Below are 24,136 nucleotides of genomic sequence, written 5' to 3'. Positions count from 1 at the left end.
CATGCATCGTGAGTACAGCATTGAACCTGGTCAACGTTTCCCTCGAATACCCGGACGGCACCTCAACCCTCAAGGCGCTGGACGCCGTCAACCTGAGCGTGCATAAAAGTGAGTTCCTCTCCCTTGTAGGACCCTCCGGTTCCGGCAAGTCCTCACTTCTCGCCGTCGCGGCGACCCTCGTGAAGCCCACAGCCGGGCTGGTGATCATCGACGAAGAGGACGTCAACGCCTTTTCGGACGCCGAACGCACGGCCCTTCGCCGGGACAAGGTGGGCATCATCTTCCAGCAACCCAACCTGCTGCCGGCACTGACCGCCGTCGAGCAGTTGCTGATACGTGAGCACCTCCGGGGCAGGCGTGTGCGCGGAGAACGGGAGAAAGCAGCTGAGCTGCTGGAGGTCGTTGGCCTGTCCGACGCTGCGCATAAGCGCCCACACCAGTTATCCGGCGGCCAGCGCCAGCGGGTGAATATTGCCAGAGCCCTCATGGGCAGCCCTACTGTTCTTCTGGTCGACGAGCCAACGGCCGCGCTTGATCACGAACGCAGCGAGTCGATCGTCCGGCTACTTCGGCGGGTCACTAACGAGTTCCGCACCGCCACCGTCATGGTCACTCACGACACCGAGTTCCTTCCCCTCACCGACGCCGTCGCGACTATGAGGGACGGACGCATCAGCCGCGCCCTGGTTCCGTCGGCGCAACCCAACTAACTAGCAGCAGTGCGCGTTTTGAGCCGTCAAAACGCGCACTGCTGCGACCTGGTTGGGTGAGGCGGCGTAGTCAGGGGTAGTTACAGTCCTACGCCTAGCCCAGGTACGCGCATTCTAAATATGTCCTTGAGGGCATATCTTGCCGCGTGATACCCGGACATTCCCGTCACTCCGGGCCCCGGCGGAGTAGACGAGGAACACAGGTACACGCCGGAAATGGGGGTTCGCCACGGCACGTTGGAGACCACCGGCCGTTGCACCAGGCCCCGCAGGTCCAACAGACCTGCACTGAAGTCTCCCCCAACATAGTTCTCGTTATATGCGGACAGTTCCGCCGCCGTCGTGGTCTTCGATGCCACCACGACGTCGCGGAAGCCAGGCGCGTAACGCTCAATGCGAGCCATGACGGCTTCGGCCATATCCACGGTGGAGTTCGCAGGTACGTGGCAATAGGACCACAGAACGTGGCGGCCCTCCGGTGCCCGGGTGGAATCAACCACCGATGGCTGGGACACCAGAACGTACGGCTCCGTTGGGTGTTTGCCCATGTCCACTAGATTCTCCGACTCGGCCATCGCCAGCCTCGAACCACCAACGTGGACCGTCCCGGCCTTGGCCAATCCAGGGTCGCGCCACGGAACGGGTTCGGACAGGATGAAGTCCACTTTGCACGCTGCATTCCCAAATCGGAATGTTTCCAACGCCCGGCGGTAGCGGTCTGGAACTTCCGCACCACCCAGGCGCGCCAGAGTTGGCGGGGCAACATCCAGCAGTATCGCTTTAGCGGGCCGGACCTGGTCCAAGGAGTCCACGCGCCCGCCCACCTGGATTGTGCCACCGTGGGCCCTGAGGTCGTCAGCCATTGCTGTGGCGATGGACATGGAACCGCCAACAGGAATCACCCAACCACCTGCGTGGGCCAGCACGCTGAGCAACAGTCCGGCACCCGTTGAACTGAGGGACGGTTGCGAGCCAAGGGCGTGGGACATCACACCCGTCAACAGGGCCGGTGCGGCATCCTCGCGGAATCGTCGCATCCAGAGCGGCGTTCCTTGATCCAGAGTGGCCAAACCGAACCTGACAGCCGCCAAAGGATCTTTTGGAATGCGCAGGAGTTGGTTGGACGTAAACTCCACCACCCCGTCCACGCGCTCCAGCAGGGGCTGCAGCAGCCGACGGTAGGCCGGCCCGTCGACGCCCAGCTCCTGTACCGTTCGATCCAGGGATTGGTAGGCCAGGGCCGCCCCTCCACTGTCCAGCGGTGTGCCGTGCTGGACCTCCGGCAGCCGCAATTCCACGCGCTTCGACAACTCAAAAGCGCGGAAGAAGGGGGATGCCACAGCCATGGGATGCACGGCCGAACAGACGTCATAGAGATATCCGGGCTCCATCAACTCGCTGGTCCGCGATCCTCCGCCGATCGCATCAGCGGCCTCGTAAACATGGACGCTCAGGCCCGCGCGGGCCATCACCACTGCGGCGGCCAGGCCGTTAGGACCGGCACCGACGACGGCGACATCAACCATCGCTGTTTACCTCCGTACGCTGGGGTGCTTTGGGATCGGTAGTCTCCACCGTAGCCCGGGTACGCCACGGCAGGACTGACCGTAACGGGCGGAACACATCGAGCCGCAACCAGTCCCGGGCACCGTCGAATGGTCCCCCATGCGGATCATCCTCGCCATGGGCGCGGAGTGCGTCTTGGGCGGGATCCCAAATATCCATGACCACCCGTGCCATGAGATACGCGGTGGCCACCATATGCAATCCCACGGCCAAGACGTAGTAGGACATATCGATGTTGTGCTGGACGGAGCCGCCACTGGTTGTTTGGCCCAAATACATCCAGACGGCCGCCCAGTGGAGCCCCTCAGCCGCCTGCCAGATGAGGAAGTCGCGCCAGCGGGGCCGGGCCAGGGCAAGCAGCGGTATGAGCCATATGACGAACTGCGGGGAGTACACCTTGTTGGTCAGAATGAAGGCGGCAACCAGAAGGAACATCAGTTGGGCCAACCGGGGTCGCCGTGGGGAGCAGAGGGCCAAAGCACCAATAAGGACGCACGCGAGGACGAACAGGGACAGGGCCAGCGCGTTGACGGTTGCGCCGTCAATCTGAACCCAGCGAACCCGGTCAGCCACGAGGTTGTAAGCGAACCACGGTGAGCTGTACCCGGCAGGGCGGTTTTGGCTGAATTCGAAGAAGTATCCCCATCCCGATGGGTTCAGTGCTGCTATGGGCAGATTCACTGCCAGCCAGGATGCGAAGGCTGTACCAGCAGTAATGAAGAATGCGCGCAGCTTGCCGGTGCGCAAGGCCAGCACCAGCACCGCACCAAGTAGGAGGACCGGATACATCTTGGTGGCCGCCCCCAAGCCGATGAACACACCGGCCAGGATCAGCTTGTCCCGCGAGAAGAAGTACATGGCCAGGGCCAGCAGTCCCACGGCCCACATGTCCCAGTTGATGAATCCGGCCAGAATGATCCCCGGGGCCACTGCCACCATGGCGGCGTCCCAGGGGCGGAGCCTGTTGATCCTTGCGGTCAGGAGCACCGTGACGATCCAAACGGCAACGATCAGTGTTGCGTTGATGTCGAAGTAGCCCAGCACGCGCTCGTTTCCTGCGCCTTGGCCGGGCACGAGCAGGGCCGTGATGCCGGCGACGACGCCCATCAGCACCGGGTATTCGAACGGGCTTCCTTGGGTGAAGAACGGAAGGGCACCGTCACCCAGGCCACGGTTCCGGAAAAGCTCCGGAAAATCCGAATAGCACGTCGCATAGAACTGGCCGGGAGTCTCCCAGCCACGGACTCGGCAGTAGTCCTTGGCGAGCACAGCCAGCAGTGCAGCGAATACGGTGAGGATGATCAGGACGCGTTCCACAGTGAACGGACCGGACGTCACCTTCCCGGGGGAAGAGTGCTTGCCCAGGGGACCGCCCACAAGTTCAGTGAAATTTCGAAGCAGGGAGTCACTGCGGCTTGGAACCACAAAGCGGGCACGTTTTTGCAGCCGGTGAGGCTTCGTCTCCTGCATGGGATCGAGCTTACAGTCCTCCGGGGTTCCACAAGATGAGGAGTTCAGGGGTTCCCCACGTTAAAAGGGGAGGAGCCCACGCGTAGCCGCGTGGGCTCCTTGAGGTTCAGCATGAATGTGTGGCATCTGAACTCCTTCGGCTCAGTCGTTGGGCATCAGCGGATGAGTCCCATCTGGTGCAGGACAACGTAGACGTCTTCACGGCGCTGGTCGAGCAGTTGGCCATTGAACAGGGTGCGGTGCTTGGGAGCATTGGTGCTCTTGACGAACCGCATTTCTTCAGGGCGTTTTCGCATGGTTCACCTCCTTTCGGGAGATATGCAGTCGGAATTTAGGCGCAACAATGAGAGCCATATGAATTCACGAGAAATCCAGGCTAAAAGGGCATAAATAACCGAGGCTAATAAAGGGGATTCGCGGACTGAACCCAAAAGGGATTCGTCGTGCAATAGCGCGTGCTTCCGGCAGCCGACCCAACAAGAAGCTGGTTCCGAACTATGGGGAAACTGCGCACCCGCGGCATGCTGCGTGGGTCCGCGCCTACAACTGACTACTCAGCCATCCAAAGATAGGAGGGCCTTAAGGAATACCGCCGGCAACAGGCCGGTCCGGTAGTTCAGGAGTGGGTCAGAGAGCAAAAATGGCGCATGTCATCAGCAGAGGCCGGGGTAGCAGTGACGGTCAACTTCCGTCCGCTAGTCAAAGTAATCATTTTTCCCAACCTCCTTCCGGCCTTTACAGCCTGCTGTGGCATTGTCCCGGTTGACTGTACCGGTGAATGCGCGCCTTGTTCCCGGCGGGTCGCTCTGGGAACAAGATATAAGCTACCCCATGTAGATGGAGTTTGACCAGCGAAATTAGCTAATTCGCCTAAATTTTCTTTAAGGACGAGTTTTATAGTCCCCAACGCACAATTGCAGGCGTCCGCTTATCCCAGCCGAGGGTGCACACTTTGGCCGTTCCCAGAATGAAGTGTCGGCCTTCGCTTGCATCCATTTCGAGCCAGCGGGCGGTAAGTATCCGGGAGAAATGACCGTGGGCCACTATCAGAACGTTGTCCATTCCTGATTCCAGGACTCGTCCAATGATCTTGTCGGCCCGGGCAGCAACCTCATCCAGGGTTTCCCCGTTGGGTACGCCATCTGTCCAGATGAGGTAGTCCGGGTTGTCCTTGCGGATCAGGTCCGAGCTGATGCCTTCATAGTCGCCGTAGTTCCATTCCACTGCCAGCGGCTCATGGACGGCCTCCGGGTAGCCCGCGAGTTCTGCCGTGCGGCGGGCGCGGCGCAGCGGCGAGGTCAGGACGAGGTCGAAGTCGATGCCTTCCAGGACCTTGCGTGCCTCAACAGCCTGCTGCTCGCCCTCAACGGTGAGGGGAAGGTCAGTCAGACCGGTGTACTGGCCGCTCTTGGACCACTCGGTCTCGCCGTGGCGAAGGATCCAGAGTTGCGGACGCGGTGAAGTCGCAGCGTTCATGAGGGCTCCTCAGTTTCGGTCAATGGCTCGACGACGGCGGACTCGGGTTGCGCTTCCCACCACGCCAGGAGTTTCTGCTCGGCTTCCTCGGGGGAGAGTGGTCCGTGTTCCATGCGTTCTTCCAGAAGGAACTTGTAAGCCCGTCCCACCACAGGACCAGGTTTGAGTCCCAGGAGTGCCATGATCTGCGCTCCGTCAAGGTCGGGGCGGACGGCCGCCAATGATTCCTGTTCCAGAAGCTTCGAAATGCGATGCTCAAGGTCATCGTAGGCGAAGGACAAGCGGTCGGCCTTGCGCTGGTTACGCGTGGTGACGTCGGACCGTGTGAGGCGGTGGAGGCGTTCCAGCAAGGGACCGGCGTCGGTCACGTAGCGGCGGACCGCGGAGTCGCTCCAGCCGGCATCGCCGTAGCCATAGAAGCGCATGTGGAGTTCCACCAGGCGGGACACAGCTTTGATCGACTCATTGTCGAAACGCAGTGCCTTCATTCTCTTCGCCGTCAGCTTGGACCCCACAACATCGTGGTGGCGGAAGCTGACCGCGCCGCCCGGTTCAAAGCGGCGCGTAGCCGGCTTGCCGACGTCGTGCATCAACGCGGCGAACCGCAACACAAAGTCGGGGCCGGGAACCGGGCCGTCAGGACCCGTTTCCAAGGCAGCAGCCTGCTCCAACACCTGCAGCGAGTGCTGGTACACGTCCTTGTGCCGGTGGTGCTCATCGGCTTCGAGGCGCAGCGCGGAAACTTCGGGGAGCACGAACTCAGCCAACCCGGTGTCCACCAGGAGATCAATGCCCACACGGGGGTGCGCTCCGTTGATGAGCTTGACCAGTTCTTCCCGGACACGCTCGGCGGAGATGATCTTGATGCGGTCGGCCATTTGGGACATGGCCAGCCGGACGTCGTCGTGGACCGACACGCCGAGCTGGGAAGCGAAACGGGCCGCGCGCATCATGCGCAAGGGATCGTCGGAGAATGATGACTCCGGGGCACCCGGCGTGGCGAGCTCCGAGGCGTGGAGGTCGCGGACGCCGCCGAACGGATCCACGAGTTCAAGGCTGGGCAACCGCAGCGCCATGGCGTTGATGGTGAAGTCGCGGCGCAGGAGGTCGTCCTTCAGGGAGTTGCCGAACGCCACCACGGGCTTCCGCGAATCGGGGTCGTAAGCTTCGGCGCGGTACGTGGTGATTTCGATCTGGAAACCACTCTTCTTCATCCCGATCGTGCCGAAAGCACGGCCGATTTCCCAGAAGTTGTCCGCCCACTTCTTGATGACGCCAATGGTCTGATCCGGCGTTGCATCGGTGGTGAAATCGAGGTCCGGGGATGTCCTTCCCAGGAAGAGGTCGCGCACAGGTCCACCCACCAGCGACAGCTCGAAGCCGGCATCGACAAAGCGCTGCCCGAGGTCGAGCACCACCGGGTCGATGGTGAAGTTAACTGAAGAGCTGTCCAATACGTGCGCCATAGTCCCTTAAGCTTGGCAGATTTTTACTCGGCAGTGGGCCACTGTTCCATGCGAAATCAGGCATGTGTCCACAGACCATCGCCCGTAGTCCATCTTGTGGCCATGTCCCGGTCATCACTCCGGGGCAAGAGTCGTTAGAGTGGACCTCATGGCCAACCCGATCCCGAGCGCTCCTGGCAGGAGGACAAACGCACCGTTGCCGTCGGCAATCGGTGCACACGTCGCGCCTGCCCAGCAGCACCCGGTGCAGGCCTCGCTTCCCACTGTGGAGGAAGTGTCAGCCGGCGGTGTAGTAGTAGACACGTCCGACGGCGAACTTCGGGTTGCGATCATCGCCCGCCTTAACAGGGGTGGCCGGCTTGAGTGGTGCCTCCCGAAGGGCCACCCGGAAGGTCGCGAGAACAACGAGGAAGCCGCTGTACGCGAGATCGCCGAGGAAACCGGCATCGAAGGCAGCATCCTGGCGCCCCTGGGCAGCATCGACTACTGGTTCACCGTGAGCGGCCACCGCGTCCACAAGACCGTCCACCATTTTCTTCTGCGGGCAACGGGTGGAGAGCTGACTATCGAGAATGATCCGGACCAGGAAGCCGTTGATGCCGCGTGGGTTCCCATCCAGGAACTGGCCCGAAAATTGTCCTTCCCGAATGAACGCCGCATCGCCGATTTGGCACGGGAAGTGCTGCCCGAACATCTCTGACCCGGGTACATGGGACGATAAAGGCGATGTCTGAAGCCAAAACCACCCAGTCCGTTCAGTCCGGAGAAGCACGTTCCAGCGCCATCATGGCCGCAGGAACGCTGGTTTCCCGGTTCCTTGGCTTCGCCAAAACGTGGATGCTCGGCGCCGCCCTCGGCCTGGGTTCCACCATCAATGACACGTTCATTAACGCGAACAACCTGCCGAACCTGATCTTCCTGCTGGTTGCCGGCGGCGTGTTCAACGCCGTCCTGGTCCCACAGATCATTAAGGCCAGCAAAGCTCCGGACCGAGGCGCGGACTACATCAGCCGCCTGCTGACACTGGCAGTACTGGTGCTTTTGGCGTTGACGGCGCTGGTGACACTGGCGGCACCCTTAGTCATCGACCTCACCACCCAGGGCTACTCCGAACAACAAAAAGCCCTGGCAGTGACCTTCGCTTTCTGGTGCCTACCCCAGATCTTCTTCTACGGGCTCTACGCCCTTCTCACGCAGGTGCTGAACGCCCACGGAGCGTTCGGCCCAGCCATGTGGGCCCCCATTCTCAACAACCTTGTGGCAATCGCAGGCCTGGGCATGTTCATTTGGCTTCTGGGCGAGAACGTCTACAACCCCCACACCCTGGACAATTGGGGGCCCACGCAGACGCTTCTGATTGCCGGCTTCTCCACTTTCGGTGTGGTCGCGCAGACTGCCATTCTCCTCATCCCCGTCTTCCGCCTGCGCCTCGGCCTGCGTCCGCGGTTCGGCTGGCGCGGCGTTGGACTCGGCCAGGCAGCAAAGCTGAGCGTCTGGACGCTGGCGACCGCCGCCGTCGGACAGTTGGCGTTCCTGTACGTCATGAGGATCGCCACCATTCCCGGTGCCGAGCGCCTCCGTCTGAGCAACGCGGGCAATACCGTGGCCGCGGCGGTTCTGCCCGGCAACGCCGTCCTGGAAGTCGCGAGCCAGCTCTACCTGTTGCCGCACTCGATCATCGCTTTGTCCTTGGCTACCGTCCTCTTCAACCGCATGACACGTGCGTCGCAGGACGGCAACAAAGCCGAACTGCGGGACGCCCTGTCCCATGGCCTCCGCACCATGGCGGTCGCCACCGTTTTCGGTGCCTTGGCGCTGTTCGCGCTGGCCGGTCCCCTTGGAATGTTCTTCTCCGGTGGCGAGCCTCAGGACGGCGTCATGCTGGCGCAGACGCTCACCATCCTCGCGCTGAGCACACCGTTCCTGAGCGCCAACTTCATGATGTCGCGGGTGTTCTACGCCAACGAGGACGCCCGCACGCCCCTGTACGTCCAGTTGTGGCTGGCTGTGATTTACGTGGTGGGCGCGTTCTTCATCCAGTTCCTCCCCGTGGGCCAGATCATCTACGCGATCGCCATCCTCTACACACTGGGCAACATTCTCTCCGTGGTGATCAGCGTGGTGTTCCTGCGCCGCCTGCTCGGTCACCTCGACGGTCCCCGGATCGCCAATTCGTACATCCGCATGGGCTACGCAGGCTTGGGTTCCGCGCTTGCCGGCGCAGGGGCTCTGTGGCTCCTGGGAAGCTACCGTGCCGACGGCTTCGCATGGAGCAGCCGCCCGGCCGCCCTGGTGACCGTAGTCGTCGTCGGGCCTGTCATGCTGCTCGCATACCTGGTCCTCCTGCGCGTCTTCCACGTCACCGAACTGCGCGACCTCCTGCGTCCGCTCATGGGTCGTCTGGGTCGCGGTGTTCCCGCACCCGTTGGCGCCCCCGCGGAACCCACGACGCCGGCACGCGCCACGGTCTCGGACGATACCGGTTTGATTCCGCGCATCTCCGGTGAGTTCGATGCCGCTTCCTTCAGGGCAGGGCCGGCGCTTGCACCCCAGCGCGCCGCCGAACCCACCGAAGACTCGCCCGAGGCGCCCAAGACGTATCTTCCTGAGGAGGACACGCCCAGCACAGCCCGTGGCGGCAGGTTCAAACCACAGGTCCCGCTGCCGGGTCGACGCACCTACCAGGGCGACGCCGGACAGAATCCTTACTTCCCCGCGCGTGGAAACCACAGGAAGTAAGCCGGTGCCGCCAACGTGGGCGGCGGACCTCAATCCGCTAGGCTAGAAACGAATATAGGTAGTTGCAGAAGTGGCACAACCGGTCAGCCGGGTGCGCCATGCGCAGGACCGCAGCTCCCGGACAGCCTAGGAGGAACACGTGTCCCACCCGATCGACGTCGGATCAGTACTTGGCGGCCGCTATAAGGTCACGGCCAATGTACTGACCTCGCATGACCAAGATCAGGTGCTCGACGGCGTGGACCAGGTCCTCAACCGTCCCGTGAGCATCCTTGTTGCCGGTCCTGGAAATGCTGAGCAAGTGGCCCAGAGCGCCCGCGAAGTAGCCACAGGGGAGCGTCCGGGCCACGTTCAGATTCTGGACCTTGGCATCAGTGAGAACACCACCTACCTGATCACCAACCACAGCACCGCACCGGACCTCCTGGACCTGGTGGTTGCCACCAACCCGCCTTACATCGAGCCCTTCTTCACAGAGACGCTCGGTAGCGAAATCTTCGGGCAGCCGCGGACCTATGAGCCTGAGACGTACGACGGCCTGTACGAGGATGACGAGCACGAAGCCGAATACATCCAGTACGACGAAAACGGATACCCCATCCCGTCGGAGTATGACGAGCCGGAGTCTGAGCCTGCCGCGCCAACACGAGCAGCGCCGCACGTGCCGCCCATGCCTTCGTCCAGCCCGTCCTCGCCCAAGAGCGGCATCGCGGGCAAGCTCGCTGCGGCTGCAGCCGGAGCCGGGGCAGCGGGCGTTGCCGCCGCTGCGGCGCTGAAGCACGCGGGTTCCAAGAACAACGACGCCGGTGCTGCCGCGAACGGTTCTGCCGGTGCTTCCGGCGCTGGTTCTGCCAACGCTGGTTCTGCCAACGCTGGGAACGGAGCGTCGCCTGCTACCGCGTCGCAGCCTCCCACCCAAGCCGTTTCCTCGCAAGCTGCCAGCCCTGAGCCTGCTACACGTGAGCCTGTCAGCCGCGATTCGCGTACGGAACCCAAGGTTTCGCTATGGTCCGAAGAGGACTACGGGTTTAGCGACCGAGGAGCAGCAGCTGGCTCTGCCGGTGCAGCTGCTGGTGGTTTCGGAAGCCGCGGCAACGGCTCCGGCTACGATCGGACGGCGAACACCTTCCCGGCATCCTCCGCTGTAACCGATGACTACGAGGACGAGGAAGTTTACGAGGATGATGCTCCTGAGAAGGAGCCGCGTTCCCTTCGCTGGCTGGTAGGTGGCCTCCTTGCCGCCGTTTTGGTGGTGGGACTCGTCCTTGCTGTCACCAACCTTGGCAGCCTCCTGCCAAGCGGGGCACCGGCTGCAACGCAAAGCACACCCGCGCCTCAGACCTCCGCCCCGGAGACTGAGGAGCCTGAGCCAACCGAGGCCCCGGCGCCTGCCGCGCCGCCGGCCATCGAAGGGATCACCCGCCTGGGCGACTTCCCCTTCGCTGCCACCTATGACAAGGACCTTGCCAGGGCCTTTGACGGCAACGCCGCCAGCTACTGGTCAGATATGGAATTTGCGTCGGCCAACTGGGGCGGGCTCTTCGAAGACATGCCGCTGGTGGTCAAGCTCAAGGAACCCACAGAGGTGAAATCCGTTGTCCTCAACCAGTTGGGTGGCTCCGGCGGTAGCATCAGCGTCTACACCAACGATCGTCCTGCCATGGATGGTGCCAAGCTGGTGGGAACCAACAGCTTCACCTCACCTGAACTGACCATGCCGCTTGCGGCACCGACGCAGACCCAGTACGTCATTGTGGTTATCAGCGCCCTTCCCAAGCTAGCCGCCCCGAAGACGCGCTTCGGATTCGGTCTGCGCCTGGCAGAGGTCACCGTTCAGTAGCAGCACCCAACTGACTAGCAGTTGAGTGTCACCGCTTAGATTCGCTACGCGTGCAGACGGTACCCTGAGTGATGGTGGCCTTCACGGTCCTCAACTCCAACGGAATATTTGGAACGCAACAGGGGTTGAGTCAGATGGCTGCCCCGAAAGCCGCAGCATCGACTAAGGAAGAGGTTCACGCCAAGTGAGCATTGCAGAAAACAGCGCATCGCAGGTGCGTGACGTCATCATCGTAGGTTCAGGCCCTGCCGGCTACACAGCCGCTGTTTACACCGCCCGTGCCAACATGAAGCCTCTGCTCATTGCCGGTTCGGTCACTGCTGGTGGCGAGCTGATGAACACCACAGACGTTGAGAACTACCCGGGTTTCCCCGAGGGCATCATGGGTCCGGACCTCATGGAGAACTTCGAGAAGCAGGCCGCTCGCTTCGGTACCGAGATCCTCTTCGAGGACGTCACCGAGCTGGACCTCGACGGCGACATCAAGACCGTGACCATCGGGACGGGGGAGACCTTCCAGGCGAAGGCCATCATCCTGTCCACGGGTTCGGCATACCGTGAGCTCGGTCTGGCCAATGAAAAGCGCCTTTCCGGCCACGGCGTTAGCTGGTGTGCAACCTGCGACGGTTTCTTCTTCAAAGATCAGGACATTGCCGTGATCGGTGGCGGAGACTCTGCCATGGAGGAAGCACTGTTCCTTACCAAGTTCGCGAAGTCCGTTACGGTTGTCCACCGCCGCGATACCCTCAAGGCATCGAAGATCATGGGTGACCGTGCCCAGGCTCACGAGAAGATCAACTTCGTCTGGAACACGGCCGTTGAGGATGTGCTCGGCGAGGACAAGGTCACCGGCCTGAAGCTGAAGAACCTGCTCGATGGTACCGAGTCCGAGCTCGCAGTCACCGGCGTCTTCGTGGCCATCGGCAATGATCCCCGCACGGACCTAATCAAGGGCACGGTGGATCTGACTCCTGAGGGAACCATTGCTGTGGAGGGCCGTAGCTCCCGGACCAACATCAAGGGTGTCTTCGCCGCGGGCGATGTCATCGATCCCACCTACCGCCAGGCCATCACGGCTTCGGGTTCCGGTTGCGTGGCGGCCCTCGATGTTGAGCACTACCTCGCAGACCTGCACTCCTAAAGCTGCATCCAAGCAACCATACGAAGGGAAAAGTTATGAGCAACGCAAAAGACGTAACTGACGCAAGCTTCAGCACGGATGTCCTGGCTTCCGAGAAGCCGGTCATCGTGGACTTCTGGGCAGAGTGGTGTGGCCCCTGCCGCAAGCTCGGCCCGATCCTCGATGAGATCTCCGTTGAGTACAGCGACAAGGTTGACGTCGTGAAACTCAACGTCGACGACAACCCCGCCATCGCCGCAGAGTATGGCATCACCTCCATCCCTGCCGTGTACCTGTTCAGCGGGGGAGAAGTTAAGAGCACTGTCATCGGCGCCAAGCCGAAGCAGTTCTTTGAAAAGGAATTTGCGGACGTCCTGTCCTAACCATCGGACTAGCTGAGTCCGACGAGAACCGGCGGTTCCTGCTCCAGAAGGAGTGGGATCCGCCGGTTTTTTGCTGTTTACAGAGAAATGAACCAAAATGGGTCACTTTCGCAATATTGTTTCGTTGAGAGGCTTCCATTGCTTGGGAGACTTCACGAGCAACTTCTCATGACCTGGGGTAGGGGGAACTTCCGTGCCTTCACAGCAGTGATAGCCCGTCTGACCACATCCCTCACGTACATGGTCATTTGGAAGTCCATTTTCTCGTCAAAGGCGGCTTGCCCCGGCCCTCTCGCAAACCCGATCCTCCCAAGCCCTATCCTCGAGTTTGAACGAAACCATGTGGTCCCTTGTTCATCTGATAGGGGTCCGCAGAAACTGTTGGGTGGGGCTCTTCTGATAGATGCTGAGCCCAAATTTTCTATTACTGTCGATTCGCCGGGAGAGGTGTGACCAGGGGAGGGCTGAGTAGCCCGCAGAAAGCCCAGCGCTGCCGTTGATCTCTAAGGAGCACAAGCAAAGTTGTGTTGGGGGGTCGCGCCATTGACCTGCTCGTGAGCACGGGTAGTTCCAGGAAGCCTGAAGACGCGGATCAATTCACGGAGCACCTGCCTACTCAAGCGGAACATATGTTTCACGTGAAACAGCGAGGTGTCCGATCAACAAGCTTCCGACAAACCCGGCGATATCTCCTGCGGTCGACTATGAAATCGCGCCCGTTTCACGTGAAACAATGTCACCTGGTTACGACGTCAGGGACCTCATAGCGAGTCTTAGCCAACAGGGTCCTTGGGCCAGGAGCCGTACGACGATATCCAGATAGTGGTGCGCCTTCCAGTCGTCAAAGCAACGTGCATTCTTCCCCTTTTCCAATCTCCGCTTGAAGATCAATTCGGCGCACTAGAGCATGAGCTACAGCAGATCTGGCAACGCAGAGCATGACTTCTCATCGATAAAAGCCCAAAATGCAGGGAACAACGACGGTGAGAAATCTAGTTGTCCACAGCAGTGACGGGTACCTCGGCATCCTCAACCACCCACAATTACACAGCGCTTCGATTCCGGAGCGCTCCAGAGCTCTAGACGGGGATGCGGGAGGCTAGGGTGCTCTAACGCGCCTTGACGATGACCCTCTTCGCCGTCCACGCCGCCTTCTACAGCCTGGTTTAGGCTCAAGCACCCTGACTGCCAGGGAAGGCTTGTAGAGCAAGGGAGGATCGTGCACACGCACCCTGAGGCTCCCATGCGGGATGCGGAGGGGTCTGGACTACACGGCGCTGCAAGGGGGCTCTACAGCGCCTAGGGACCCTGCGTAACGATGGGGCACCCAAGGGATGACAGAGCTGTTTAGCGGATTGCCTCCGCCTATCCCTTCCTCTTCCCGCCCAATTCCCGGCATATCCCCGGCATATCGTTGCGAGAGACAGGCTTATCACCTACCCAAGGCAGTGAATACCAGAGGGCCTTAGTGACTCTCTGTTGCTAGGGACGCATGGTCCGCACCGCTCCCGTGTCGCGCTTAACGTAGAGACCCCGCCCCAGCCCACCAGCCCTGCTCCGCTAGAACAACACCAGTTCGCTCGCTAGCGAAGGGACAGGCAGTACCGTGGAGCGTGATGGGACCGCACGCAGTATTGTTAGACAGAAGGCAGCTCTTGTCGCGTCATTCACAGAACCAGCATGAGAACTGACTTGAATCGGGAAACCTTCTACATTCGGTCCTCTTGCCCATCCGAACGGGCGACGAGTGCATACCTGGAAAGTGCCGATGCGGGACAGTGTTTCACGTGAAACACAACATGAATCCAACTCCGCACCCCCAAGCTAGCCCCGAAGCCGAACTGTCAGTGGAGTTCAGCGATCAGCAGACTTAGACGACCAGTTAGTTGGTGTGACCTTCTCGCCAATCTGGGCATCAACCGACCCACTCCACCCATGGCACCGAATTGCCAGGAGATGAACGCTAAGTTCACAGGATGCAGAGCACACCCTGCCCGATATCGCGATGGCGGTGGTATCCACATCTTGATTCAACCCCGCAGGCAATCGGATACCAGCGAAGCACTACGGATCTCTCCATCAGACTTCTATATGCCCTTTCTAACACCGATGTCAGAGCTTCTCCCTAACCCTCCGTCAGGGACCCCGCCCTTCGGCTTCAGCCTCACTCATGCAGAGTCATTCGTAGGCCGACCTCGAACGGCTGTCGTTCCTTCTGGTCCGCCGCTACTGCTCCACAGGGAAGGCTGTCTGGAAGCAGAGAGGAGGCGGCCAAAGGCAGAGTCCAGTAGCCTTCTTCCAGAAGGCACGGCCATCGTAGATGCGATGACAGTGCCCCAAAGCATTCAAGCTTCCAGCCTAGCTACTCGTTTTGGCGAACTCAGAGCATGCCCCCAGCGCCGCCCGTTCGCCGAAAGTGGTCAGCGACGAGTCGAATGTTTCACGTGAAACGAAGCGCCCAAGTAGGTTACTGTTTCACGTGAAACGGGATGGGATGAATCGCAGGGTACGCCGACGTCATACGCGGGATTACTCCTAGACGCGGCTGTGGCGCAGGCCGTCGCTGGCCCCATGGGGCGCGGCTGTAACGCTTGGCCGAAGCACGATGCCTTGCTGGCCGGCATGCGTCCCACGCGCCGACAGGTGCCCAAGGGGGGCTCCAGGCTATGTATCAGCTGCGGAAAGGCATCGATGAGTCCTGGACTCTGCAGGGCACGACGCTCCGATGACGTAGTGCAATGCCCCCCTACGCCAACATCATTAGCCAAAATTCCATCGATACATCGGATGTATTTCACTATGCATTCGGAGGCTGGAGTATAAGACTGGATGAACGCATGGACCTGGGCGACTCTGCGTTCGACTCCTCATATCCAGCCGCAATTCAAGCGAGCACCAGAATTCTCAGAGGGGCGGGTGGACGGGCCTCGGTACAGCACGCGTAGCGTCACGGATACCCGCCAGCCAGCATGAACTTGCATCCTGTAGTGCTCGTCAGCAGCAGCATCCCACCTCATCTTTGAGCAACTTATACACAGCGTTATCCACAGGCTTATCCACCGCGCATGACACACCCCACATTCGCCTCCCCTCGGAGCATGGTCACCTCGAAAGTGCGGCATGGTGCCGTCCCCCGTGGGGTGAATGCATTGCGCCCGGAAGCGCTGCGGGTAGGCCGCATTCGGGCCTGCAAATGCAATAGAAAGAGGGCTATTCCGGCAATATTGCGATCGAAAACACCATGGCCAATTCGGTTGCCAGTTGTTGGTCCTCAGTGTCGACCGTGACTCGATGATTCACATGAAGGCCTTGTTCGTCGTGAGGGATGGGCCCGACGAGAATGCGCATCCTTCCACATAGTTATCCCCATAGTTATCCACAACGATATCCACCGGGATATCCACCGTCGGCAGAGGGTCTGCGAGGCCTCCAAGACCACCCTGCCGAGCCGCTCGCGAAGTGTTTCACGTGAAACACTGTTGACGTGCCCGCGCCAGCAGTCTCGATGGCGACGCTATGCCATGCCGGTTCTGTCAAAGCACGGGAATGACCACCGCCTCATCACCTCCATCACCTCCATAGGCAGTCGACGGCGTGACGCCACGTCACGTGAATCCACTGGGCAACGTCGGACCTATTGTGGGAACAATCACTACGTTGCCTTGTGCTCGCTCAAGCATTTGACCGAGGCCTGGCCGGCTCTCAGTACGCTACGTCCCCCCAAGTCGTCAGCCGTGACACTGGTGTGGCCCAGATATAGTCAACTGAGAGCTCTAAGAAAGACTCGGTATGCTTCTTGTAGTCACCCGACCATGATCTAGGGCCGTCGTCCACGTTGCCCTGAGGAGATCGACGGATACCTCGACGGCCCTCCAGACCGACATACCCGCATGGGCGCATGGGGGCATGGCCGCATGGCCGCATGGCCGCATGGCCCATGTGTAGCCCATCGCACATCGCTTCTCATAGCTATGCCAACCCACGCCTCGAAGTATGGGCTTGAACGTCCACATAAGCCCAGGCCCGGGGGAGCATTCCGTCCACCACGCTTCGTACGCCGGCGCTTGCGTTTTCTACCAGGCATAGGGCAGTTTGACAATGTGGCGCACCTGGCATCACGGCATCCGAGAGAAGCCATACTGATCCAACAGGCACCAGGGGGAACCGGCTCTCCGTCACTGTGAAATCGGAGGCTGCTTGGTCGAAGCCCACAATCGCAGCCATCGCGGTTGCCGGGAGAGTGGGAGGGCCGGCGAGGTATCCTTTGCCGCTCTTTCTCCACGAACGGGCCCCCTACGCGTCATGCCTTTGGTTCCTAGCCAGTCATAGGCACAGTAGTTGGCCGCAACACGAGACGGAGTCCATGGCGGCCTCCTCCGGTAAGGCCTCCTTACACGAATGAATGTCCACATCACGAGCTTGGACCCTCTCATTGGGGGTGTCAGAACCTCTGCGCCCGCGTTTGGTCACCACGCTCCTCAACGCTTGACTGCTACCAATCCACTAAAGTTTAGGTAAAACCAGATGAGCCCAGATTGTTTCACGTGGAACGGTGTGCTGATCTGCACCGGACGGGCTTCGGTTTGACTCGGAACGTTGGCGCCTGCGGGGGATTCAGCGATCTGTGGCATCCGCCGGATCAACGAAGGCGTACTACGAGCTCTCAGAGTCGGATATCCTCAACGTTCAGCTCCAGTAGGGTCGCATCTCTGGGTCATGCGTCGACGCCCCGTTTCACGTGAAACATCCCCTGTAACTTCCCTCCGAGATGTAAACGCCCACTGCCTGACCACCCGGGACGGAGGGGGCCAAATCGGAGCCCGGACCGCCGCTTACACCTACTCCTGGGAGTACCGGAAGACTAAGACGGGGCACGCCATTGATGGACTCGTTATCAGCGTTGGTACCCAGAACGCCACCACAAGTGCAGAGCCGATCGTTCTCGGCACTAGACCCGGCGAAGTATCCCAGTCTCCTCCTGTGTTGGTACTGGAGCAACACAGAGAGAGACCGGCCCTCCGAGGGATTGTCACTTCTTCCCAAACCTAGATTCGATTCCCTGAAACCCAATGAGGTCCGGAGAGCCATTCGAAGAATGCTCACTGATTTCGTCGAATTGAACCACCTCTCCCTAGGAACCGTTGCGTTGTTTCACGTGAAACAGGGTAAGAGAGGGCTGACTGGCGGCCTCGCTCGCGTCCATCTGTGCCTTAGAACCTGCACCACACCCGAACTGTACCCAAAGCCCATCTAAACCCGACAGGAAGCGACCATTTTGGCCTCGGCCATCCATCAATCCTTCGTACCAATGAAGGCAATTAGCGAACCGCGGGGCACTGTTCCGTAGATGACATGGCCGACCAGGACCGAACTCCTGTAGGTTCGGTGCCATGCCGGACAACCGACAGACCCCTAATAGCTCGTTCAGTACACAGGCCCACCTCAACGCGTATACAGCCTATACGGGTGCTAACCCGACTTGTGGCACTCAGTGTCCGCTTGGGGCACCTTGAGGCCTTCTGACATCCACTGGGCGCTAGTGCTGGTCCAGGAGAATGCGTGCAGCCAAATGACTCCCGCCTGCCTGCCTCGTTCCCCCGGGACCCCATGCACCAGATTGAACTATTCTCGAAATGCGCCATACGCCAGCCACATTTCGCACAGAATGCCTATGCTGGCGGCAATCCGTCCGCGTAGGCGTATTTACCAGCGGTCCTTAACCAAAGGGGACACATAGTTTCACGTGAAACACTCAACCCATAAGTCGGGCGGAAAGTACCCGAGCAGAGCAATTATCGACGTTGCCCACTTAACAAGAATGGGGCCCACACCGTAGGTGAGCCCCATTCAGTTGCAGTGCTAAGAATCAGTCGTCGGCTCCCGGCCCCAGAACGTCCATAATCCGGTTAAGATCTTCCACGCTGGCGAACTCAATACTGACGCGCCCTTTTCGTGCACCCAAAGTGATCTTCACGTTAGTATCCAAACGGTCCGAGAGTGATGATGCCAGGTAGTCCAGACGCTCGTGCCGGGCATTGGGCTTAGGGATGCTGCTCTTGGCCGGCGCGGTGGGATCCTGGTAAAGTGCAACCGACTCTTCGGTAGCGCGGACTGACATGCCCTCGGCCACGATCTTCTGTGCCATTCTTTCCATGGCTGCAGCATCAGGGAGCGATAGCAGAGCGCGTGCATGCCCAGCAGACAGCACGCCGGCAGCCACGCGGCGCTGAACCAACGGCGGGAGCTTGAGCAGACGGAGTGTGTTGGACACCTGAGGACGGGAGCGGCCAATTCGGTCGGCCAACTGCTCGTGCGTGGTTCCGAAGTCCTCCAGAAGTTGCTGGTAAGCCGCAGCCTCTTCGAGTGGGTTCAGCTGGCTACGGTGGAGGTTCTCAAGGAGAGCATCGCGAAGGAGGTCATCATCCGTGGTGTCACGGACAATTGCAGGGATCGTGTCGAGTCCTGCAGCCTGGACGGCACGCCACCGACGCTCACCCATGACCAGCTCGTACGGTTCTCCACCCTTTTCGGTTGAAGTACGTACAACAATTGGCTGGAGGACGCCGATTTCGCGCACGGAGTGCACGAGCTCGGCCATGTCATCTTCATCGAAGACTGAACGAGGCTGTTTGCGGTTCGGATGAATGTCGCCCACGGGGATCTCGGCAAATCGAGCCCCGGGAACTTCCACCAATTCTACCTGGGGAGCTGACTGTGCCGGGGGCGTGGTAGGTGCGGCTGACGCCGTCGAGCCTTCTGAGTCGGCGGCCGTCTTACTGGCAGCTGACCGTGAACCGGAAGCTTTGCCGGCAGTTTTGGAAGGTGAAGTAGTTTTGGCGCGGGAAGACTTTGTCGCCGCGGCTTTGGTGCGTGATGCTGCAGCTGCGCCCTCATCCGCTGCGGATGCGGCCGACGTCTTCTCAGCAGCCGGCTTGGAATCAACAGCACTCGAATCCTCGAGTAAGGTCTCTACGGTGGTCGCCGCAGTCTTTCTCGCCTCCGGGAAGAACAGATCCACCGGACGGGAGGGTGCGGCACCATTTCCCTGGGCCGAGGCCGAGCTAGGAATGAGAGCCCCAAGACCCCTGCCGAGGCCCCTTCGCTTTTCGCTCATTGATTCATCCCTCCGATGGAATAGCTGAGCACGGAACGGCCCAAGCTGTTGCAGTGTTTCAAGAATTCTAGCGTTCGGCTATTTCGGCTGCGGCTTCCATGTAGGAAAGCGCGCCGCTCGAAGAAGGATCGTACGTCATGACGGTCTGCTGGTAGCTGGGAGCCTCAGAGATACGTACCGACCTCGGAACGACAGCACCCAGGACTTGGTCCGGGAAGTGCTGGCGAACCTCGGAGGCTACCTGCGCAGCCAGGTTGGTGCGACCGTCGTACATGGTCAAGAGGATAGTAGAAACCACCAGGTCAGCATTAAGGTGCTTCTGAATCATCTCAATATTCTTGAGGAGCTGGCTCAGGCCTTCGAGTGCGTAGTACTCGCATTGAATGGGAATAAGGACTTCACTGGCGGCGCAGAATGCGTTGACCGTCAACAGCCCAAGACTGGGCGGGCAGTCAATGAAGATGTAGTCCAGGCGACCTTCGCCGTCGTTCTCCCGCTCCTTGGCGTAGACGTCAATGGCGCGCCGGAGCCTCTGTTCACGGGCAACAAGCGAAACCAGCTCAATCTCAGCTCCAGCCAAGTGAATAGTTGCGGGTGCGCAGATGAGGTTTGGAATGTCAGGGCATGGGGCCACAACATCCCTGAGTGGAAGATCATTTATCAGAACATCGTAAATACTGTCCACGTCAGCGTGGTGTTCGATGCCCAAAGCAGTAGATGCGTTGCCTTGGGGATCGATGTCGATTACCAACACGTTGAGGCCGGCAGATGCCAATGCGGCGGCAATGTTCACCGTAGTGGTGGTCTTGCCGACGCCGCCCTTTTGGTTGGAGACCGTGAAGATTCGGGTCCTACTCGGCTTGGGCAGCTCCCTGCCGATCAGCCGTTCGCGCCTACGGGTCTCGTTAGCCAGCTGACGTGCGATGGGGCTGGAATCATCGATGGAATCCATGACGTTACGCACTCCATCTGAGACCGTTTCACGTGAAACGGCAGCATTATCAACCGAATCTGTACGCACAATCGCAGACTGAAGAGATGCGGAGGGTGTAGCCATGGCCCGCGCGGACCCCAGAGACATAAACGGGGGGATTCGCTGCGTGGAGGTTTCACTACTGCCCACTGGTCACACTCTCACTCTCATTCGGCGCTTTGCTGCCGTTCTCTAGCCTAACCGCTCAGCCGCCGACACGCGGGAAACCGGGCGGGACCTACGCCGTCTTTCCGGGCTTGTTGACGATGATCCTCACCACGGTGGTGGGTTCCTCCAAAAGCTTCTGTCCGCAAACCACAACTGACGTGTCCACGCCACCGAGTTTGCGGATAACTTTCCTGGCCTTCTCGATCTCTTCACCGGCACTGCGTCCCTTGATGGCAACAACTTCGCCGTGGCCATTCAGAAGGGGGATAGTGAGACCGGCCAAGTTGGAAAGCGCAGAAACGGCCCGGGCGGTCACAACATCCGCGTCCACCATTCCAACTGCCAGCTCAGCCCGCGTCCTCATGATGGTGACGTTGTTCAAGCCGAGGTCATCCACCACTTCCTGGAGCCAAATGACACGCCGTTCCAGCGGTTCGATCAATGTCAGTTCAAGGTCCGGGCGGGCAATGGCAAGGCAAAGGCCTGGGAGGCCTGCACCGGATCCGACGTCGGCAACGTGGCTGTCCATGGCGATGGCGGACTCAATAACTGCACAGTTCAGGACATGGCGGCTCCACAGACGTGGAATCTCGCGCGGCCCTATGAGCCCACGCTCGGTACCCGATGTAGCCAAGTGTTCCACGTAACGCTTGGCAAGATCCAAGCGCTCCCCAAAAATCTTCTCTGCCGCTTCCAGTTCAGCTGCGGTGATTTCTACCATGAGCTGCTAGTCGGCCGAAACGACGATGTGGCGGCCAGCGCCTTCGCCTTCGGACTCGGAGACGTATCCGAGGTCAGCAACGACGTCGTGGACGATCTTGCGCTCGTAAGCACTCATCGGCTCCAGGGCCACAGTTCCGCCATCAGCCTTGACCTTGGCCACGGCATCCTCGGCAATCTTCTGGAGCACGCCAGCGCGTTCCTTACGGTAGCCGTTGATATCCAGGACGAGGCGGGAACGGCTCTCCGTAGCAGACAGAACCGAAAGGCGGGCCAGTTCCTGCAATGCTTCCAGGACTTCTCCGTCGCGTCCTACGAGGCTGTCCAAGGCAGCAGACTCTTCATCAGCACCGATGGAGATGTATGTGCGCCCGTTGCGGACCTCGATGTCGATGTCGCCGTCGATGTCGGCGATATCCAAGAGTTCCTCAAGGTAATCGGCGGCAATGTCGCCTTCCTCTTCCAAGCGGCTGGCCGTCTTGGACTGGGTCTCTTCCGTGGAGACTTCCTGCTCCTCAGTCACAGGGACAATAACTTCTTCAGTGCTCTCGGCAGACATTACTTCTTCTTCCTGTTCTTACGTTGTGGCTGGACGCGCTGAGCCCTGATTTCGGCGGCTGCCGCAGCAGCAGCTTCGGCTTCTGCGGCGGCGTCCGCGGTCTTCTTGCCACCCAGCAGGGGCGGGAGGCCCTTGGCGGCACGGCGCTCCTCCAGTGCCTTAGCGGCGGGGGAACCCGGGGTGGGCATACGGCGGATGACGAAGAACTGCTGGCCCATGGTCCACAAGTTGGTGGTGGTCCAGTAGATAAGGACACCGATGGGGAAGTTGATGCCACCGATACCGAACACGAGCGGCAGGATGTAAAGCATCATTTTCTGCTGGCGCATGAACGGGCTGGCCATGGCCTCTTCGGACATGTTCTTGGCCATGATCTGCTTCTGCGTGATGAACTGCGAGGCCGTCATGGCAACGATCATGATGATGCTAAGAACCCAGACAGCCACGGCACTGTTGCCGCCGCTGGGATCACCGTGAAGCAGCGAAGCGGACAGCGGAGCGCCAAAAATGCTGGATGAATCGAACTGGACCACCTGTTCGTGACTCATGGCACCGACGCCCTGGCCCTGCTTGGCGTTGGTGGAGATGCCAGACAGCACCTGGAACAGCGCGAAGAAGAACGGCATCTGGATCAGCATCGGCAAACATGCCGAGAATGGGTTGGTCCCGTGCTTCTTGTACAGCGCCATCTGCTCCTGCGCCATGGCCTGGCGGGAGAGCTGATCGGTCTTGCCCTTGTATTTGGTCTGAAGTTTCTTCAGGTCAGGCTGGAGCAGCTGCATACCGCGCTGGGCTTTGATCTGCTTGACGAAGACAGGAATCAGGGCGGCACGGATCACCAACACGAGGCCGATGATGGACAGAGTCCACGTCCAGCCGTTCGCGGCGGGCAGGCCAATGAAGCTCAGTCCCTCGTGGAAGCCAACCATGATGATTGACACCAGCCACTTGAACGGAAACATGATTGTTTCAAAGAAGTCCATACGATATCCCTATTCGTTAGGCCGCAGAGCGGCCTTCTTCATCAGCCTGAACAGCCAGGAACTGGTCCGGATTGTTCAGTACAACAATTGTGGGCGTCCGGCCTTCAGGCCAATGACGGTGGCCGGCGGGGACGTGGTCCACTCCACCGGCATTCCAAGGATGACATTTGGCGAGCCTCTTGGCTGCGAGCCAGCTGCCCTTCACGGCGCCATGCACCGTTACTGCTTCCAGCGCATATGCGGAGCAGGAGGGAAAGAAACGGCAAACCTGGCCGTACAGGGGCGAGATGACCTTGCGGTACGTCTTCAGCAAGAGAATGAGGATGTTACGGGGCAGCTCCCAGAGGAACATGCCTACCGCCGCCGGAAGGCTCCGATGCGGAACCTTGCCGGAGGGGTCGTTTGAGGAAGGAACGACGGCGGTGCTTATGTCATGCACGCGGTGTCCCTTCCGTAGTGGTGCCGTTGTGTTCAGTCGAAGCGTTGCGTGGACCTGAGCCACTCAATCGCTTCGTCGTCACTGCCAGTGCGGCGTTGTAGTCCGAGAGCAGCTGCTCCCAGCTGGCTGTTGCAGCTGCGGGCAGCGCCCGGACTACTACCGCCAGACCCGTTCCATGCGTGTGCAAGGACAGGGCGCCTGCTTCTCTCAGTCTCCTCTTAACGAGGTTCCTGGTCACGGCGTTCCCGACGGCTTTGGAGACAATGAAGCCGATTCGACTCGGCTCCCCGGCCCCTATAGAGGCCGTATATAACACTAAGTTCCGGCGTCCATTGCGGACGCCGGAACGTACAGTTGTTGAAAAGTCGGTAGACGTCCGCAGACGGTTAGGGGTGGCTAGCACCGTCGAA

At 60.2% G+C, this 24,136-nt stretch carries 18 protein-coding genes; 6 read left to right on the top strand and 12 right to left on the bottom strand.

Annotated elements, in window-relative coordinates; genetic code table 11:
• The first annotated feature begins 8 nt into the window (after positions 1 to 8).
• A complete protein-coding gene (locus EU811_RS04565) occupies positions 9 to 710 on the top strand; it encodes an ABC transporter ATP-binding protein (protein ID WP_142937310.1) in 702 nt (233 codons plus the stop codon).
• An 80-nt stretch (positions 711 to 790) separates the two neighbouring features.
• On the opposite strand, the gene EU811_RS04560 is transcribed toward EU811_RS04565, so the two are convergent.
• From EU811_RS04560 to EU811_RS04545, 5 genes are all read right to left on the bottom strand, one after another.
• On the bottom strand, positions 791 to 2,236 hold the full coding sequence (locus tag EU811_RS04560; protein ID WP_142937309.1) for a phytoene desaturase family protein: 1,446 nt from the start codon (positions 2,234 to 2,236) through the stop codon (positions 791 to 793).
• Complete coding sequence (locus EU811_RS04555; protein WP_187697077.1) at positions 2,229 to 3,746, bottom strand: glycosyltransferase family 87 protein; 1,518 nt, start codon at positions 3,744 to 3,746, stop codon at positions 2,229 to 2,231. The genes EU811_RS04560 and EU811_RS04555 overlap by 8 nt, the downstream gene beginning before the upstream one ends.
• A 155-nt stretch (positions 3,747 to 3,901) precedes the next feature.
• Positions 3,902 to 4,042, bottom strand: coding sequence for a hypothetical protein (locus EU811_RS23755; RefSeq protein WP_165450148.1), 141 nt, complete (start codon positions 4,040 to 4,042; stop codon positions 3,902 to 3,904).
• Positions 4,043 to 4,640: 598 nt separating this feature from the next.
• Positions 4,641 to 5,222, bottom strand: a complete 582-nt coding sequence (locus EU811_RS04550) for a histidine phosphatase family protein (protein ID WP_142937308.1) — start codon at positions 5,220 to 5,222, stop codon at positions 4,641 to 4,643.
• Positions 5,219 to 6,688 carry a CCA tRNA nucleotidyltransferase gene (locus tag EU811_RS04545; RefSeq protein WP_142937307.1) on the bottom strand — a complete coding sequence of 490 codons (1,470 nt, stop codon included), beginning with the start codon at positions 6,686 to 6,688 and terminating at the stop codon, positions 5,219 to 5,221. The genes EU811_RS04550 and EU811_RS04545 overlap by 4 nt, the downstream gene beginning before the upstream one ends.
• Positions 6,689 to 6,884: 196 nt before the next feature.
• On the opposite strand from EU811_RS04545, the gene EU811_RS04540 reads away from it, so the two are divergent.
• The 5 genes from EU811_RS04540 (at position 6,885) to trxA (ending at position 12,770) form a co-directional block, all read left to right on the top strand.
• Positions 6,885 to 7,388, top strand: coding sequence for an NUDIX hydrolase (locus EU811_RS04540; protein ID WP_026005276.1), 504 nt, complete (start codon positions 6,885 to 6,887; stop codon positions 7,386 to 7,388).
• 26 nt (positions 7,389 to 7,414) lie between these two features.
• On the top strand, positions 7,415 to 9,427 hold the full coding sequence (murJ, locus tag EU811_RS04535; RefSeq protein ID WP_142937306.1) for a murein biosynthesis integral membrane protein MurJ: 2,013 nt from the start codon (positions 7,415 to 7,417) through the stop codon (positions 9,425 to 9,427).
• Between the two features lie 139 nt (positions 9,428 to 9,566).
• Positions 9,567 to 11,267: an ABC transporter substrate-binding protein gene (locus EU811_RS04530; RefSeq protein ID WP_142937305.1), complete on the top strand. Its 1,701-nt coding sequence runs from the start codon at positions 9,567 to 9,569 to the stop codon at positions 11,265 to 11,267.
• A gap of 184 nt (positions 11,268 to 11,451) precedes the next feature.
• On the top strand, positions 11,452 to 12,408 hold the full coding sequence (trxB, locus tag EU811_RS04525) for a thioredoxin-disulfide reductase (protein WP_142937304.1): 957 nt from the start codon (positions 11,452 to 11,454) through the stop codon (positions 12,406 to 12,408).
• Positions 12,409 to 12,443: 35 nt separating this feature from the next.
• On the top strand, positions 12,444 to 12,770 hold the full coding sequence (gene trxA / locus EU811_RS04520) for a thioredoxin (RefSeq protein ID WP_024818839.1): 327 nt from the start codon (positions 12,444 to 12,446) through the stop codon (positions 12,768 to 12,770).
• A 5,866-nt stretch (positions 12,771 to 18,636) separates the two neighbouring features.
• On the opposite strand, the gene EU811_RS04515 is transcribed toward trxA, so the two are convergent.
• The 7 genes from EU811_RS04515 to rnpA all read right to left on the bottom strand — a co-directional run bounded on the left by EU811_RS04515 (position 18,637) and on the right by rnpA (position 24,129).
• On the bottom strand, positions 18,637 to 19,884 hold the full coding sequence (locus tag EU811_RS04515; RefSeq protein WP_142937303.1) for a ParB/RepB/Spo0J family partition protein: 1,248 nt from the start codon (positions 19,882 to 19,884) through the stop codon (positions 18,637 to 18,639).
• A 67-nt stretch (positions 19,885 to 19,951) separates the two neighbouring features.
• Positions 19,952 to 21,007 (bottom strand): ParA family protein, encoded by a 1,056-nt coding sequence (locus EU811_RS04510; protein ID WP_223941332.1) that lies wholly within the window; start codon positions 21,005 to 21,007, stop codon positions 19,952 to 19,954.
• Positions 21,008 to 21,095: 88 nt separating this feature from the next.
• A complete protein-coding gene (gene rsmG / locus EU811_RS04505; RefSeq protein ID WP_142937302.1) occupies positions 21,096 to 21,746 on the bottom strand; it encodes a 16S rRNA (guanine(527)-N(7))-methyltransferase RsmG in 651 nt (216 codons plus the stop codon).
• Positions 21,747 to 21,752: 6 nt separating this feature from the next.
• Complete coding sequence (locus tag EU811_RS04500) at positions 21,753 to 22,304, bottom strand: Jag family protein (protein WP_142937301.1); 552 nt, start codon at positions 22,302 to 22,304, stop codon at positions 21,753 to 21,755.
• Positions 22,304 to 23,287: a membrane protein insertase YidC gene (yidC, locus tag EU811_RS04495; RefSeq protein WP_142937300.1), complete on the bottom strand. Its 984-nt coding sequence runs from the start codon at positions 23,285 to 23,287 to the stop codon at positions 22,304 to 22,306. Before yidC ends, EU811_RS04500 begins: the two co-directional genes overlap by 1 nt.
• A gap of 16 nt (positions 23,288 to 23,303) precedes the next feature.
• The gene (gene yidD / locus EU811_RS04490; RefSeq protein WP_142937299.1) at positions 23,304 to 23,789 is read right to left on the bottom strand and encodes a membrane protein insertion efficiency factor YidD; all 486 of its coding nucleotides are present in this window, start codon (positions 23,787 to 23,789) and stop codon (positions 23,304 to 23,306) included.
• Entirely contained in the window at positions 23,719 to 24,129 is a 411-nt protein-coding gene (gene rnpA / locus EU811_RS04485) for a ribonuclease P protein component (protein ID WP_142937298.1), read from the bottom strand. Before rnpA ends, yidD begins: the two co-directional genes overlap by 71 nt.
• Between the last annotated feature and the right edge of the window lie 7 nt (positions 24,130 to 24,136).

Origin of the sequence: Arthrobacter sp. TS-15, assembly GCF_006964045.1 — a bacterium.
Taxonomy (GTDB): domain Bacteria; phylum Actinomycetota; class Actinomycetes; order Actinomycetales; family Micrococcaceae; genus Arthrobacter.
The sequence above is the reverse complement of the archived record's forward strand: the minus strand, read 5'-3'. Positions and strand labels throughout refer to the sequence as shown.